This is a genomic window from Alkalihalobacillus bogoriensis ATCC BAA-922 (assembly GCF_000621445.1).
Taxonomy (GTDB): Bacteria; Bacillota; Bacilli; order Bacillales; family Bacillaceae_F; genus Bacillus_AO; species Bacillus_AO bogoriense.
Genome location: NZ_JHYI01000010.1, coordinates 249,530 through 263,416, shown reverse-complemented (window position 1 = coordinate 263,416; position 13,887 = coordinate 249,530). Strand labels below are relative to the sequence as shown.

The 13,887-nt window shown below is 35.2% G+C and carries 20 protein-coding genes and 1 riboswitch; of the genes, 11 read left to right on the top strand and 9 right to left on the bottom strand.

The annotated features are described in order from the left end of the window. The first annotated feature begins 6 nt into the window (after positions 1 to 6). The 3 genes from T323_RS0103540 (at position 7) to T323_RS25865 (ending at position 2,451) form a co-directional block, all read left to right on the top strand. Positions 7 to 1,221: a PIN domain-containing protein gene (locus tag T323_RS0103540; protein WP_026672047.1), complete on the top strand. Its 1,215-nt coding sequence runs from the start codon at positions 7 to 9 to the stop codon at positions 1,219 to 1,221. Positions 1,222 to 1,319: 98 nt separating this feature from the next. Beyond that, entirely contained in the window at positions 1,320 to 2,147 is an 828-nt protein-coding gene (locus T323_RS0103535; RefSeq protein ID WP_169737868.1) for a S16 family serine protease, read from the top strand. Between the two features lie 97 nt (positions 2,148 to 2,244). Continuing rightward, positions 2,245 to 2,451: a hypothetical protein gene (locus tag T323_RS25865; protein WP_035177507.1), complete on the top strand. Its 207-nt coding sequence runs from the start codon at positions 2,245 to 2,247 to the stop codon at positions 2,449 to 2,451. 83 nt (positions 2,452 to 2,534) lie between these two features. Here T323_RS25865 and T323_RS0103525 read toward each other — a convergent pair whose 3' ends face one another. Then, complete coding sequence (locus T323_RS0103525) at positions 2,535 to 2,963, bottom strand: hypothetical protein (RefSeq protein WP_026672045.1); 429 nt, start codon at positions 2,961 to 2,963, stop codon at positions 2,535 to 2,537. A 153-nt stretch (positions 2,964 to 3,116) separates the two neighbouring features. Between T323_RS0103525 and T323_RS0103520 the strand changes: the two genes are divergently transcribed. The 3 genes from T323_RS0103520 to T323_RS0103510 all read left to right on the top strand — a co-directional run bounded on the left by T323_RS0103520 (position 3,117) and on the right by T323_RS0103510 (position 5,758). After that, the gene (locus tag T323_RS0103520) at positions 3,117 to 3,569 is read left to right on the top strand and encodes an Hsp20/alpha crystallin family protein (protein ID WP_026672044.1); all 453 of its coding nucleotides are present in this window, start codon (positions 3,117 to 3,119) and stop codon (positions 3,567 to 3,569) included. Between the two features lie 151 nt (positions 3,570 to 3,720). Further along, positions 3,721 to 4,875 (top strand): agmatinase family protein, encoded by a 1,155-nt coding sequence (locus T323_RS0103515; protein WP_084309065.1) that lies wholly within the window; start codon positions 3,721 to 3,723, stop codon positions 4,873 to 4,875. 52 nt (positions 4,876 to 4,927) lie between these two features. Then, a complete protein-coding gene (locus tag T323_RS0103510; RefSeq protein WP_026672042.1) occupies positions 4,928 to 5,758 on the top strand; it encodes an ATP-binding cassette domain-containing protein in 831 nt (276 codons plus the stop codon). Here the strand turns inward: T323_RS0103510 and gerPC are convergent. From gerPC to T323_RS0103490, 4 genes are all read right to left on the bottom strand, one after another. Then, entirely contained in the window at positions 5,753 to 6,292 is a 540-nt protein-coding gene (gene gerPC, locus T323_RS0103505; RefSeq protein WP_026672041.1) for a spore germination protein GerPC, read from the bottom strand. The two genes, T323_RS0103510 and gerPC, sit on opposite strands and share 6 nt — an antisense overlap. A gap of 38 nt (positions 6,293 to 6,330) precedes the next feature. Continuing rightward, positions 6,331 to 6,543, bottom strand: coding sequence for a hypothetical protein (locus tag T323_RS0103500; RefSeq protein WP_026672040.1), 213 nt, complete (start codon positions 6,541 to 6,543; stop codon positions 6,331 to 6,333). A gap of 25 nt (positions 6,544 to 6,568) precedes the next feature. After that, on the bottom strand, positions 6,569 to 6,790 hold the full coding sequence (locus tag T323_RS0103495) for a spore germination protein (RefSeq protein ID WP_026672039.1): 222 nt from the start codon (positions 6,788 to 6,790) through the stop codon (positions 6,569 to 6,571). Positions 6,791 to 6,934: 144 nt separating this feature from the next. Next, positions 6,935 to 7,159 (bottom strand): spore germination protein, encoded by a 225-nt coding sequence (locus tag T323_RS0103490; RefSeq protein ID WP_026672038.1) that lies wholly within the window; start codon positions 7,157 to 7,159, stop codon positions 6,935 to 6,937. A 179-nt stretch (positions 7,160 to 7,338) separates the two neighbouring features. Here T323_RS0103490 and T323_RS0103485 point away from each other — a divergent pair, with 179 nt between their 5' ends. Continuing rightward, the gene (locus T323_RS0103485; protein WP_026672037.1) at positions 7,339 to 7,698 is read left to right on the top strand and encodes a LysM peptidoglycan-binding domain-containing protein; all 360 of its coding nucleotides are present in this window, start codon (positions 7,339 to 7,341) and stop codon (positions 7,696 to 7,698) included. A gap of 285 nt (positions 7,699 to 7,983) precedes the next feature. Here T323_RS0103485 and cbiQ read toward each other — a convergent pair whose 3' ends face one another. The 3 genes from cbiQ to T323_RS28275 form a co-directional block, all read right to left on the bottom strand. Further along, a complete protein-coding gene (gene cbiQ, locus T323_RS0103480) occupies positions 7,984 to 8,718 on the bottom strand; it encodes a cobalt ECF transporter T component CbiQ (RefSeq protein WP_026672036.1) in 735 nt (244 codons plus the stop codon). A gap of 29 nt (positions 8,719 to 8,747) precedes the next feature. Next, entirely contained in the window at positions 8,748 to 9,356 is a 609-nt protein-coding gene (locus T323_RS0103475) for a CbiM family transporter (RefSeq protein WP_026672035.1), read from the bottom strand. Positions 9,357 to 9,630: 274 nt separating this feature from the next. Next, positions 9,631 to 9,783, bottom strand: coding sequence for an anti-repressor SinI family protein (locus T323_RS28275; protein ID WP_084309064.1), 153 nt, complete (start codon positions 9,781 to 9,783; stop codon positions 9,631 to 9,633). A gap of 16 nt (positions 9,784 to 9,799) precedes the next feature. Continuing rightward, positions 9,800 to 9,881: riboswitch (cyclic di-GMP riboswitch) on the bottom strand. Between the two features lie 327 nt (positions 9,882 to 10,208). Between T323_RS28275 and T323_RS0103465 the strand changes: the two genes are divergently transcribed. The 4 genes from T323_RS0103465 to T323_RS0103450 all read left to right on the top strand — a co-directional run bounded on the left by T323_RS0103465 (position 10,209) and on the right by T323_RS0103450 (position 12,994). Beyond that, positions 10,209 to 11,339: a M20 family metallopeptidase gene (locus T323_RS0103465; RefSeq protein WP_026672034.1), complete on the top strand. Its 1,131-nt coding sequence runs from the start codon at positions 10,209 to 10,211 to the stop codon at positions 11,337 to 11,339. Between the two features lie 82 nt (positions 11,340 to 11,421). After that, a complete protein-coding gene (locus T323_RS0103460; protein WP_026672033.1) occupies positions 11,422 to 11,664 on the top strand; it encodes a hypothetical protein in 243 nt (80 codons plus the stop codon). Positions 11,665 to 11,744: 80 nt separating this feature from the next. Beyond that, positions 11,745 to 12,056, top strand: a complete 312-nt coding sequence (locus T323_RS0103455; protein WP_051556338.1) for a hypothetical protein — start codon at positions 11,745 to 11,747, stop codon at positions 12,054 to 12,056. A 155-nt stretch (positions 12,057 to 12,211) separates the two neighbouring features. Beyond that, the gene (locus T323_RS0103450) at positions 12,212 to 12,994 is read left to right on the top strand and encodes an aldo/keto reductase (RefSeq protein WP_051556351.1); all 783 of its coding nucleotides are present in this window, start codon (positions 12,212 to 12,214) and stop codon (positions 12,992 to 12,994) included. Positions 12,995 to 13,187: 193 nt separating this feature from the next. On the opposite strand, the gene T323_RS0103445 is transcribed toward T323_RS0103450, so the two are convergent. Beyond that, positions 13,188 to 13,850 carry an SDR family oxidoreductase gene (locus T323_RS0103445; RefSeq protein ID WP_026672030.1) on the bottom strand — a complete coding sequence of 221 codons (663 nt, stop codon included), beginning with the start codon at positions 13,848 to 13,850 and terminating at the stop codon, positions 13,188 to 13,190. Positions 13,851 to 13,887 lie beyond the last annotated feature (37 nt).

Below are 13,887 nucleotides of genomic sequence, written 5' to 3'. Positions count from 1 at the left end.
AAAACAATGGACAATAACAGGGACCTTCAACTTGATGAAATACGACAACAAAAAATCAAAGTAATACCTGATACGAATTTTTTTATTGATGGTCTTGAGTATCTACAAACATTACAGCCTAAGGATATCATCGTAAGTAGTATTGTTGTAAAAGAACTAGATGGATTGAAATCATCAAATGAAAATTCAACTCAAGAAATTAAAGACCGAGCATATAAAGTAAGAAAAGCAATCCACTTCATTACTGATTCCAATTTACATGTCGAAAATCCACCTCGAATCGCTAAATTGGAAGAATTACAATTGGAAGATAGCAATGATGATAAAATAATCGCTACAGGATTACATATCCAAGAGAAAATAAACGAATTAGTTATATTTTTAACGTTTGATCGTGCAGCTAGTTTAATCGCAAGAGGGGTAAATATGACTTGCCCTAAATTAACACATGACGACATGAAGCCAAAGGCAAGCTTTCGATTTGCAAAAAAGGAAAGTTCAACTTATCAGTCTACGATTTTTCAAAAAAAAGAAGATGAAACAAAAACAATTCCAAGTTATCCAAAGCATTACAGAAAAGAGAGTTCAGGAAAAACAGGAGTTGGTTCAAAAGATAGACCGAAATTAAAAATGAATGGGAATACAGGTTTAGCGGCAAATGATAAAACAAGACGCCCACCAAAGCTTACAAAGAGAAAAAAGAAAAATGTTAAACTATTATTCTCGAGACTTGTTTTACTGTTTGTTATCAGTTTTTTTATTATGGCTGCTGTCCAATGTTCTGAAGAAGAAAATTCAAAAATAGATGAGCAACAACAACGACTTGAAAATCTTCCTATTCCGTTTGACAATGTGGAAGTCAGCCTTACTGAGTACAACTCAAATGAATATGGCTTTCAATTATTTTATGAGGTGATAAATCGGAATGAGTTTGAAATTGAATTTGGTTATCCTCTAGAAAAGCTTAATGAAGAAGAATCTTCAAGTCCTCTTAGTGAATTCAAAAAACAAAGGTTTTTACATTCCGAAGTGATAACACTTAGATATAATAATGATACTGTTGAATATACTTCTGGAAGGGAAATCTTGAAGCCAAACCAAGTTGAGAGAGTGTATATTGGAGGAAGGCAACCATTAGAGACGCTAACCTCTATTCATACCTGGGTCCAAGATACAGATTCTGGAGAAGTGCGAGAAATGATTTTTAATGTAAGTGAATAATAGTCCTCATGTTGAAGTTGGTGAATATTCTCTTGATTATTTTTCTAGCTATTTTGTTCATTGTTTTCGAGATATTATTGATTTTAAGTGGATCATTTTTGTTTTTTTTGACGACTGGGTATGTAAACTACTTTATCGTTTTTATTGCTATCATCTTATTAAGCTACCCGTTATATGTACACTATTTACCAAGAAGATTACAAATAGGGTTTTTGGAATACTTAGTTTTATTCCCTGTACTAATTGTTATGTTATGGGCTGGTTCTGAAGAGCAAATGTACAAAAATAATCATGCAAAACTTTCTTTTTTTGACGATGAAATGGCCAAGTATGTTGATGAAGATGAACGACTATTATCTGTAAGTACGTTGAGTACATATGGAAAAATAGATGATTTGTATGAGCTAGCAAGTGACTTAGAAGTTATCGAAAACGATGGAACACAAATAACTCTTGTGAGCAAACGTTCTTATCTCTATGCGAAAAGCTATTATAGTTATCAAGATATTGTAGCAAGCTTTAAACTCGATCCATTTTCGAAATCCGGTCAAAATCTCATTATTTACTTTGGTGAAGACATTCAAAATTATCCATTTTACCAAGACTTTATGAATAGAAATGTGTATGGTGATAGTGGTGGCTTAGCCTTAGCAGTAGCGATTTTAGAAAAAAGAAATCTGATTGATGTTTCTCAGAAAATTGCCGTTACTGGAGCAGTGGATGAAAACGGGGTTGTTCATCCTGTCGGTGGTTTAATACAAAAAATACCACAAGCTTCATTTTACGGGGCTGAGGTGTTTTTATGTCCTGCTGAAAATCTTGAGTTTGCGTTATTTGTGAAAGAACACTATGACTTATCAATTGAAATTGTAGGGATTGCACATATTGATGAGTTGTATGAGTTAGAATTTTTAGCTCATCATTAAAAACATACCTATTTTCATGAAAAGAATGATAGTAATCTATACAAGGTTGTCCTTTCTCCCATACTATACTAGTAGTTAATGTTTAGGAGGGATGAGATTGAAGAAAAAAGGACATTCGACTATGATTCGAAATCTTACAATCAATAATATCTCCCATGGTGCATCGATCAATTATGGTCCAACCATTCATAAGGGACACCAAGCCAATCAGAAAATTGATACGGGAGAAATAGTTATTGGCGATGAGTTTACTTTTGGATGTCCAAATGAAGAGGAAAATGAAGAAAACGGAACGGAAGAGTAAGCGCGCAGTTTTGCGAGCCAATCGATGATTTGTATGTCATCGATTGGCTTTTTGGTTTTACCTAATAAATCATTCAAACTAATTTAATTGAAAATGTCGTTTATTGCATTCCACATCGGTTTCACTTGATGATAGATGCCGAGTGCCTGTTCCATACCAGGTCCCATTTTAGTGAAATCAAAAGTTCCATTTGTCATCCATGATTGTGGTTTCGTTTGGGTAGAGCTCGGTTTCTGTTGTGGATTAGGCTGTGTCGGTTGAAAAAAAGAAGAAACAAAGGGATTCTTTAGTTGCATTGTACTTTCGTTCATGAAATTTTCTGCAAATGGATTATTCATTTGAAACGAGTGGGGTAGCTGTTGATGTGAAAATTGATGTTGTGTTGCGTTCGGTTTAAAAAAGTTAGAAAAAAACGGACTGTGGAGAGGGAGTTGTTGCAAGCCATATTCAAACGGATTGAATCCCATCATTTGAGTTGGGGTAAAGTTTGGCTGGTTTGTGCGGGAAAACATAAAATCTCCTCCAATATAATTCTACCATACTGTATGAAAACCTTTATCGTTTTGACAGGGTTTATACCTATCAATGGAAATTGAGTTAGTAAATCACCGGTACAAAAGAAGTGTCATACTATACGGTAGATAACATGTGATGGAGGGATATATATGAATAAATATTGGCCAAATAATTGGAAAAAATCACTTCCACATTTTCTTGGAGAAGATTTCTTTTCGAGCTTTGAAAATATGGATATTGAAAGCAGTACAAATACAAATGTGAATATGGACATTTATGAATCAGGACATGAACTTTTATGTATTTTTACGTTACCCGGATTAAAACTAGAAGATGTTGATATTTATGTATACGAAAAAACATTGGAAATTAGAGGGACGATGCACATTGATTACAATGGATATCGATTATTACATCAAGAAATTTATCAAGGTCCTGTAAAAAGAACGGTTGAACTCCCATATCCTGTCCGGGATGATAAAGTAGAAGCATTTTTTAAACGTGGTCAGTTATTTATTCATTTACACCGACTCATACGACCAGAGCAACTAAAGAATAAAATTAAAGTGAGAGACTTAGATAAGACCAGCTCTGATTCTTAAGCTGGTCTTTTTTTTAGGTAAAAATAGGACATTCATTATTAAAATATGGCTGTAATATGAGGGATATCTTCGAATATAGATAAGGTGGGATGGTCTGTAAAACAAATGAGAACGTTCCATTCTAAACTAAGTTGAAGTGAGGTGGTATAGATTGGGTTTTTTTGATGACCACGGGTTAAGTTTCAGAAAAAAGCAAGCTCTCGAAAGTGACAGAGAATATGATCTGTTAGGGTTAGAGCAAGCAAGAAAAGAAGCAAAAATCCCCGAGGTTGAAAACCAAAAGATATTGGAAAGGTCATTAAAGTATGGTTTAGAGGCAGCTCCATCGATTGGTGACAGAACAATTTCAACATTTACGAGAGAACCACGACCAGCATATGCTGGAATCCCAACATTTTTAAGAACGCCTTTTCTAGAAGATGTTCGTAAAGTCGGAGAATATGATGTTGCCTTTATGGGTGTTCCGTTTGATATTGGAACAACATACCGTGCCGGGGCAAGATTTGGACCAGAAGCGATTCGGAGAATATCAAAGCTCTACACGAGTTACAGTTATGAAAAAGGAGTTGACCTTGTCGAGTCTTTAAACATGTGTGACGTTGGTGATGTTTTTACAATCGCAAATATTGAAAAAAGCTTTGATCAAATTTTTAAAGCAGTTTCTCATGTTTTCTCACAAGGAACATTACCAGTAATGTTGGGCGGCGACCATGCAATCGGATATCCTTGCCTTCGTGCGATTGCAGAAAATGTCGAAGGGAAAGTCGGTATCATTCATATGGATCGCCATTTAGACTTACAAGAAAAAGATATGGATGAACGAATGCATACGACCCCATGGTTTCATGCAACAAATATTCCGAATGCTCCGCCCGAAAATTTAGTTCAAGTTGGTATTGGTGGGTGGCAAGTTCCAAGAGAAGCGGTTAAAAATGTGAGAAAATTCAATACAACCGCAATTTCGATTATGGATATTGAAAGACTCGGAATCGAAAAAGTTGCTGAAATTGCATTAGAAAAAGCGTGGAAAGGTGCAAGTGCTGTTTACTTAAGTGTCGATATCGATAGTTTTGATGCAGGGTTTGTTCCTGGGACAGGATGGCCTGAGCCTGGTGGTTTCACACCTCGTGAAGGACTAAAGTTCTTAGATTTAATTGCACGTGAAGGAATTTGTGGATTAGAGGTTGTAGAAGTATCTCCGCCTTATGATATTAGTGACAAAACAGCTTTATTAGCGACAAGAATTATAGCGGATGTATTAGCGACAATGGTTGATGCCGGCAAAATCGGCAAAAAGTTCGCATAAACAGGTAAGAATGGTCGGTTTTGTCCGGCCATTCTTTCTAAAGGAGGTTTACATGAAAGCAATTGAGATTCAAAACCTTACGTTTCAATATCAAGATGGTACAAAAGCACTGAATGAGTTGAGTATAACCATTCCAGTAGGAGCCAAAGTAGCATTGTTGGGACCAAACGGGGCAGGGAAGTCAACCTTTCTTCACCATTTAAATGGTTTGAAATTACCTCAGTCGGGTGAAGTGAATATTATGGGCTTACCGTTAACAAAAAAAAATCTTAGGGAAATTCGAAAAAAGGTAGGGCTCGTTTTTCAAGATCCAGACGATCAAGTATTTTCGAGTACAGTCATCGAGGATGTCCAGTTTGGTCCTAGAAATTTAGGTATGTCTGAAGAGGAAATCGAAGATGTAAGTCGGGCATCACTTGGCTCAGTTGGTATGTTGGAATTTAAAGAAAAGCCACCATTTCATTTAAGTTATGGGCAAAAAAAAAGAGTCGCCATTGCAGGTATCCTCGCTATGAAACCAGATATTGTTATATTAGATGAACCGATGTCCTATTTAGATCCACAAGGGAAAGATGAAATAGCAGCCTTGTTACAAGGGTTAAATTTTATGGGCAAAACGATTTTGTTATCAACCCACGACGTCGATTTTGCTGCTTCATGGGCAGATATGATCATTTTAATGAAAGATGGGAAGCTTCTAGCTACAGGAGGTCCAGATTTACTAATCAAGGAAGAGTGTATTAGGGAAGCAAAATTACACTTGCCAACGATTGCAAGACTATTTCGGATGTTAAATATTACTCCACTGCCATTAAATGAACAAGAAGCCCTTCGTGTCCTTTATCGAATGATGGTAGACAAAGAAGGAGTTTCGGAACTATAATTCATCCCCAAACTCCATGTTTTCCATTTCCTGATTTGTATTTTCCGTATCAATGTCGTTAAATTTTATATTTTCTTTATCATGGATTAATTTCTTTAAATCGTCTACTTCTCCTAACGCGGTCATACCTATCATGAGGTTCCCTGATAGTTCTTCGACAGTTAGTTCTTGTATTTTATAATTTATATTTTCGATTGTAATCGGATTTATATTTTCAACTTTTTCTTTTAGTTGCTCATTCTCTTTTTCAATTTTTTCTATTTTCTCGTTTAAAGCAACGATTTGTTTTGTCAGTTGTTCTAATAATTCAAGCCCGGCTGGTTGTGTTTTCTTAAAAGCTGGATTAACGGTTGCATTTATGGAATTCATGTCTTCATCAGTGTATATATCTTGTTGCTCATCATCTGATTCATTTTGATTGGTAGGTTGAAAATATTGGTATTCGTTTTGATAATATGGGCTTGCGTTATTGGTTGAATTGTAATAAGGGTCTGTTGGATAAGACTGTTGGTAATAGGGGTGACTGTAATACAACGGTTCTCACTCCTTATGTTTTTTTATTAAACCCGTATTTACTCAGACGGTAATTCAACCAATGGTGGGTCGAAAGGGAATGCCATATCAGTTTCATTCCCTTCATTTTCTTCTGGTTCATTCTCTTCATAATAAGGTTTTGGGAATTGTGCTGTTGTGGCACGGTTATCAGCAAACACTGTTTTTCCAATGTTTAGAGAGCCTATCGTACTAATAGAGTTGATACGTATATTTTTTATATTAATTTGCACCCGATATTCCCACCTTTCATTACATCTATACTTGTGTTTGCGTTTGGTCTTTAACATCTGGGTCGTTTGTTAAATTGGCATTATTGAACTGCAAAGGTGAAAAATTAGCATCCCCAGCTTGTGCATACCCAACATTCATTTTAACGTTTGCTTGATGTCCTTTATGCAATACGTTTCCAAAGTTTAACGAGGCATTGTTAGAAGCGTTGTTAATGCGGATCCCAAATATATTATTAACGTGTGTCACGAAAATACCTCCTACTCATTCTACCCTTTACTGTACCCTATGCGATTTAGAATGGGATGACACTCTTATAGACCTATGTATAAAAATAAAGAAACAGGAGTGTGTAAAAAAGACAGTCCTGCTCCAATATAACTTGTTTCGTTTTTATACTTGAGCTTGAGCTTGATCTGCTACATCTGGGTCATTGGTTAAATTGGCATTATTAAATTGTAATGGGGAAAAGTTAGCATCACCCGCTTGATTATAGCCACCATTTGATTTTGTATTGGCTTGATGACCCTTATGAAGGGCATTCCCCATATTCATAGACGTATTATTCGATGCCTGGTTCACTCTAATTCCAAAAATATTGTTCATATGCGTAAACATTCCTTTGCAAGCCTCCAATACTAATACTGTAACCATATCGAACATATGAGTATCGTATGTCTAAAATTGTAATAGGTGACTGTACAAGAAAAGAAAATAAATAGAAGATTTTAATAGCAGTAATTGCTTTTTTGAATAGGATTATAGTGTATAAAAGACACTTTATAGGAGGAATAAAAATGAGACTGTATGTTACGAAAGAAGGAGAATCGTTACTTGCGATTGCAAAAAAATATAATGTTCAAGTGGAGGTATTAAAAAAAGTGAACAAACATGTTCTCAATGTTTCACACATACCTGCAGATACACACATTACTATACCAGCAATTATTGGATTAGATGATAAGTTGTCTGTAGGAGGGATGAAAGTACAGAATTCAAAAGGGAATGTTTGTGCTTATGTTGATGACGAAGTGGTTTATTATAAACAACCAAATATTACGCATTGGCCATCTCAAGATTATACACATCCACATCCTAAAAATGGCACTCATGCAGCAGAAAAGTTTGGTGGACCTTCTGGGCAACATATTCAATAGGTGGAAAGAAAGCTGCATGTAGTGTAGCTTTCTTTCTTTAAAGATAAGAAAGTTTGGTCTAGAAGTGAAATTTTGAAAGAATAGAGTGGCTTTTGCATTAATAAGGGATTCTGTGGCCGCTAAAAAACGGAAACAAGTATAATATTCACAAATAACGGCTTCTCTGACCGCAAAAGTTAGATTTGTTTTTTTATCTACACGGTGGGAACACAGAAGGATTGTCTAGTTCGTCAACGACTTCAAGCAACCAGTAAGTGTGGTAACTGGTGGTAGTTTAAGTCTAAATTAAACTGAAAAAAGCGAAAGTCTTTCTAACACAAACAAAGCAATGAGAAATAAAATCATGAAAGCTCCTTTTATAACATCTGTTTTTGTTGGTCTTTTGCACGGTCCAACATGTAATTTTCCATTAAAACTTCGAGAAGCCATAGCTTCATACACATGCTCAGACCGGTCTATTGATTTTGTTAACAAGCTACCTGTAAGCTGACCGTACGTCTTTAAGCTCTTTAGACGAATACCGCCAGAAAAAAAGCGGGATTTAGCTGCTAACTGCATCTTTTGAATATCATCAAGGAACAAGAACACATAACGGTATGAAAGAATAAGCACTGTAATTAAGACAGTTGGTATTTTTAAGTGGGAAAGACTATTCATAAACTGTTCTAATGTTTGAGTTTCTAAAATTAACGTGATAATTGTCATTGAAGTAAAGGCCTTCGCGATAATAGTGAAGGCAAAAATGAAATTGTCGTTTGATGAAATATTACTTGAAGTAAAAAGAAGTGGTATCGTCATCAACAGTAAAAATGGAGTAATTATTAAATAACGTTTACATAACGTAACAAAGGGAATTTTGAAAAATACGGTTAATAAAAATGAAAATAAGAAGGAGAGACAAACAATGGAAAGTTGTTGTAAGCTTATGACACCAAAGATAAAAATTAGACCCGTCACAAGCTTTGTTCTTGATTCCCAATTAACGACCCATGGATGTAAGTTTTCTAATCCGTTTGTCATAAAAGATGTCCCCTTTATATCATCATGATTTACGATTCCTTTTCTTCAAATAAACTTGGCCTCATTGAATGTAAATGTTTTACTGCAAATCCTGTTAATACACCTTCAAAAATGGCTAATGGGAAATAGGCTATAAAAACAAAATGTATAACAGAAAACGTGCCCATGCTATACCGCTCGTCAGAAAGGAGTAATAATAGGATTAACAATAACATACCGCTACATATAGCGAAAAAACCAGCCGTAAAACCTTTAACAAAATAGGACCATTTTTTTGTCCACGTATTGGCCCAGTAAATAAGTAACGCCGGCATAGACATTAGTAACATATTTGCTCCTAATGTTGTTACACCCCCATGTTGAAATAAAACAGCCTGCAAAATAAGGCCAATAAAAATACCAATCGGTGCTCGTCTTCCTAAGACTAATCCTAAAAAACCACCTAAAACAGGATGAATGGACGTTGGCCCAATAGGGATATTGATAAGGGAAGAGACGAAAAAAGCCCCCGTTAATAAACTAATTTTAGGAATTTCCTCTTCTTTTGTCCCTTTTAACGAATAAGCTAATAAACCAATTGCTCCAATTGTAGTTGGAATAACTACAAAAACATCTAATACCCCATCAGCGATATGCACTGTGTAATTACACTCCTTTTTACCATTATCAAAAGATTTATATTTTTATATCGCTTAAAATATGTCCATTTTCGTTATTGATTTGTTTGAATATAAAAACATTACCAATCAAATTTTTAGAGAAAAGGTGGTATAATAAAAGTAATTCATAAAAAAAGACTATAACACGGAGGGTGATATAGTCTTACGGGATATTTTTATGATTCTAAAAGCATGTTTTTTTTCTACTTATAGAACACAATGAGTTTACAAGGGCAAAGGAACTAGTATAGGATCATTGATGTTGTGATTCTCGCTCGTGTTTAGAAAGAAAATTTCGGATGTCCTGAATGGATAGTCCTAATTCTTTTGCTTGTTTAACAAGCGAAACCCATTCTTTATCCAATACGATCTCCATTCTATTTCCAAACTTTTTTTCCAGTTTCATATAATCCTCCAATAATTTCGGGAACTCGGCCGTCATGGTTTCCTGTAGACCCGGAGCTTTGCGTCACTACCTTTCGGTTAGCTTTGCCCTTTCTTAGTTATATGTTTAGTCTTATTTTACCATATATTCAAAAGGATGCTATCGGAACAATTCCAAAAAAAACATCAAATTTCTACATCGGTCTACATGGTAAATTGTCGAACTTTTAAGGGGTACTTTATTATAAAAGATTTAGTTGTAGTAATGGACTAGACCATAATAACTATAAGTTATCGATTAAAAGTAAGAAAAATCTTAAAATTTTGTCGAATGTTCTTGATAAAAATGAAGTTTTCGTTAAAATAAAGTAAAACACTTTATACGTTTTGAATAGACTAGTAGTAAATGAAAATAGCACTTCGTAGATAAAGGGGAAGGCGAAAATAATGGACGTTCAGTCTAAAGAAAAGCAGATGTTATTACTTCTAAAATCATTAGTAAATATCGATAGTGGCTCTTATGATAAAAACGGAGTCGATAAAGTTGGAAATGTTTTAAAAACAAAGTATGAAGAACTCGGATACAATGTTCAAACCGTCCAACAAAAGGAAGTTGGAAATCACTTGATTATTTCTCACCCTGAAGTCGAAAAACCATCTATTTTTATCGCAGGTCATATGGATACAGTATTTGGAAAAGGTACTGTTGCCAAAAGACCATTTTCGATAATAGGGGATCGAGCTTATGGTCCGGGAGTAATCGATATGAAAGCAAGTTTAGTTTCACTTTTATTTGCACTAGAGGCATTAAAGAAAGCAGGCAGTGATGCTTACAAACATGTAAAAATAATTTTGAACAGTGACGAAGAAATCGGGTCTGGCAGTTCAAGAAAATTGATTGAAAAAGAAGCTCAAAATACTTCTTATGCATTAATTATGGAACCTGCGAGAAAAGATGGCTCCCTAGTAACAGCACGACGCGGAAACGGTCGTTATACGATTCAAGTTTTTGGCAAAGCCGCACATTCAGGAATAGAACCTGAAAAAGGGCGGAGTGCGATTGAAGAGCTTGCCTATAAAATTGTGAAATTACACGAACTCAATGACTATGAACATGGGATTTCTGTAAATGTAGGAATCATTGAAGGTGGAAATGCGGTCAATACGGTTTCTTCTCGTGCTGTCGGTCATATTGATGTTCGAGTATCAACACCTGAACAAGTTGAAGAGATGGAGCATAAAATCGAAGCGGTTTGTGCAACAACTGACGTAAAAGGAACAAAAATAACATTGTCGGGTGATATAAGCCGACCACCTATGTTGAAAACGAAGCAAATCGAAAAACTCCTTTCTATTGTTAAAGAGGTTGGTCATGAACTAGGAATTAAAATAAAAGATACGAAAACGGGTGGAGGCTCTGATGCTGCCTTTACAGCAGCACTAGGAATTCCGACAATAGATGGGTTAGGACCCATTGGTGGCAATACTCATAGTGAAAAGGAATATTTAGAAATTCCATCATTAACTGAAAGAACATTATTATTAGCGAAATTAATTGAACGTTTATCCAAACTTTAAACCCTTTAAGGGTTTTTTTGTTTTTTTTGTATAAAGAAGAGGTTATTAATGCTAACTAATGAGGAGGAAGGGGTTAGTTTATATGAGAAGAGAAGAATTGTTTGAAAAGATTAAAAACGTTCGCACTGGGCAAAGTGACATGGAATCCTTTGTAAAACCGAGACCACCAGAGGAATTTGGAGATGGTGTACAGTTAACGTACGATAAGGAAAACCAAAAATTTCAAGCGACAGTTTTCGATCCCGATACAAATACTGTTTTTAGTAAGGAAATGTTCACAAATGAAAATGAAGTCGGCAAGTTTATAATGAAAACAATTGACTAAAAGGTTAAGTAAACAGCGGAACATCAAATAAAATGTAAAAAATGAAGCATAATAACACTAAAAGAATTGGAGGTATCACAATGAATACGACAGATAATTTCAACGGAAATATATTCCTTCCGCTCTTTGGTGTGCTACGCACGGAAGGAACCGATATCGTTAAAGAAGCACATGAAGCTTATGATATTTATGTAAATGGGGACTTTGTTGGGAAAAAAGTTTTATTAACACAAACCGAAAACATTGATGATACACTTGATTTTCTTAAAAAACAAGGAATTTCAGATGTAACTGCTCATTTAAAAGGGGACCATTACATTATTGAAACGAAAGATGAGAATGAGCTTAATCATTTAAAAGATGCCCTAAGCACGTATTTGCATAATCGGTAATTTGACTCTCTCTTACATTATTGTAAGAGAGAGTTTTGTTCTCATAAGCAAATTTATTTTATTTTCACAAATTTTCTTGCACAATAGAGGAGAAGGAGGGGATTGAAGTGACTTTACATTTGCAATCAACGACAACATTACATAATGGGGTAAAAATGCCGTGGTTTGGATTAGGTGTGTACAAAGTTAGCAATGGAAATGAAGCTGTATTATCAGTAAAAGAAGCGGTTTCTTATGGATATCGAAGTATCGATACTGCAGCAATTTATCGGAATGAAGAAGGTGTTGGAGAAGGAATTAAACAATCCGGCATTGAACGCGATCAACTATTTATTACATCAAAAGTATGGAACTCAGACCAAGGATTTGATACAACATTAGATGCGTTTGACACTTCGTTACAAAAGCTAGAGCTCGAATACTTAGACCTTTATTTAATTCATTGGCCAGTTGCAGGAAAATTTAAAGAAACGTGGAAAGCACTTGAAAAATTATATAAGGACGGAAGAGTAAGGGCGATTGGCGTTAGTAATTTTCATGTCCATCATTTACAAGATTTAATACGTGATGCAGAGATTAAACCAATGGTCAATCAAATTGAATATCATCCACATCTAACTCAAAATGAAATTCATCAATTTTGTAAACAGGAACAGATTCAGGTAGAAGCATGGTCACCATTGAAACAAGGGGAGTTATTGAAAAATGAAACAATTACAACTATCGGAAACCGATATGGAAAGTCTCCCGCTCAAGTTATTCTTCGATGGGATTTACAAAATGAGGTCGTGACGATCCCAAAATCAGTTAACTTTAATCGCCTTCGTGAAAACGCCTCTATTTTTGACTTTACATTAACAAACGAGGAAATGGAACAGATTTCATCATTAAATAAAAATGAACGAATTGGCCCAGACCCTGATAATTTTCATTTCTAGTAAAGGCAGTAGTACCTTTGCGGACATAGGTTATTTTAGCGAAAAGACAGCATTTTTGAAAGTAAACGGTCATATTCCGTTATTTGAAAATAGCGTACACACATCTGAAATTCTCTATATAAGCGCAACAGATGTCTGTTAACAGCATCAAAACAAAAAGAAGCTTCCTTGTTTGAGGAAGCTTCTTTTTGTTTTAATTATGATTGGTTGAGTCCAATGATAAAAGAGCGTCTTTAATATCAGTTGTTCCTTCTACAAGGTCAAAAGATTGATTGTAAGTTGCTTTTTCTTGTATTGAAGCGACTACGGTTTTTGCAACATCTTCTCGGGAGATGTCTGCTCGAGTTAAATTATTACCAACGGATATATGTCCAGTACCCGCCTCATTTGTTAAGCGGCCTGGTCGAATAATAGTATATTGTAAGGTACTTTCCATCAGGTGTTTATCTGCATAATGTTTCGCAGCATGATAATGTTTAATAGGTTCTAACCATTTTGTTCGATCGTTTGCATGAATAGCACTTATCATAATATAACGTGAAACATTAGCTTGTTCTGCTGCTTCAATCGATTTCACAGCACCATCTAAATCAATTAACATTGTTTTGTCTGCTCCTGTGTTTCCTCCTGAGCCAGCAGTGAAAATGACAATATCGGTGTTTTTCATTATCGACGAGAGCTCTTCTACTGTTCCTTCCAGGTCACCGATTACATGATTTACCTTTAGTTCAGTGAAAAATGCTGCTTGTTCAGGCTTGCGAATCATAGCTGTAACCTTATACTCATTCATTTGATTTAATTGACGAACAATATGTTTTCCGATTTGTCCGTTTGCACCAATAACGAGAATGTTCATCATTGAAACTCCTTTCTTTGTCTGCTTCTTTTTTCTA

Coding starts and splice junctions, on each gene's coding strand:
- T323_RS0103540 (WP_026672047.1), top strand. CDS start 7: ATGGACAATAACAGGGACCTTCAACTTGATGAAATACGACAACAAAAA.
- T323_RS0103525 (WP_026672045.1), bottom strand. CDS start 2,963: ATGTTTTCCCGCACAAACCAGCCAAACTTTACCCCAACTCAAATGATG.
- T323_RS0103520 (WP_026672044.1), top strand. CDS start 3,117: ATGAATAAATATTGGCCAAATAATTGGAAAAAATCACTTCCACATTTT.
- T323_RS0103510 (WP_026672042.1), top strand. CDS start 4,928: ATGAAAGCAATTGAGATTCAAAACCTTACGTTTCAATATCAAGATGGT.
- T323_RS0103490 (WP_026672038.1), bottom strand. CDS start 7,159: ATGTTTACGCATATGAACAATATTTTTGGAATTAGAGTGAACCAGGCA.
- T323_RS0103485 (WP_026672037.1), top strand. CDS start 7,339: ATGAGACTGTATGTTACGAAAGAAGGAGAATCGTTACTTGCGATTGCA.
- cbiQ (WP_026672036.1), bottom strand. CDS start 8,718: ATGACAAACGGATTAGAAAACTTACATCCATGGGTCGTTAATTGGGAA.
- T323_RS28275 (WP_084309064.1), bottom strand. CDS start 9,783: ATGAAACTGGAAAAAAAGTTTGGAAATAGAATGGAGATCGTATTGGAT.
- T323_RS0103465 (WP_026672034.1), top strand. CDS start 10,209: ATGGACGTTCAGTCTAAAGAAAAGCAGATGTTATTACTTCTAAAATCA.
- T323_RS0103460 (WP_026672033.1), top strand. CDS start 11,422: ATGAGAAGAGAAGAATTGTTTGAAAAGATTAAAAACGTTCGCACTGGG.
- T323_RS0103455 (WP_051556338.1), top strand. CDS start 11,745: ATGAATACGACAGATAATTTCAACGGAAATATATTCCTTCCGCTCTTT.
- T323_RS0103450 (WP_051556351.1), top strand. CDS start 12,212: ATGCCGTGGTTTGGATTAGGTGTGTACAAAGTTAGCAATGGAAATGAA.
- T323_RS0103445 (WP_026672030.1), bottom strand. CDS start 13,850: ATGAACATTCTCGTTATTGGTGCAAACGGACAAATCGGAAAACATATT.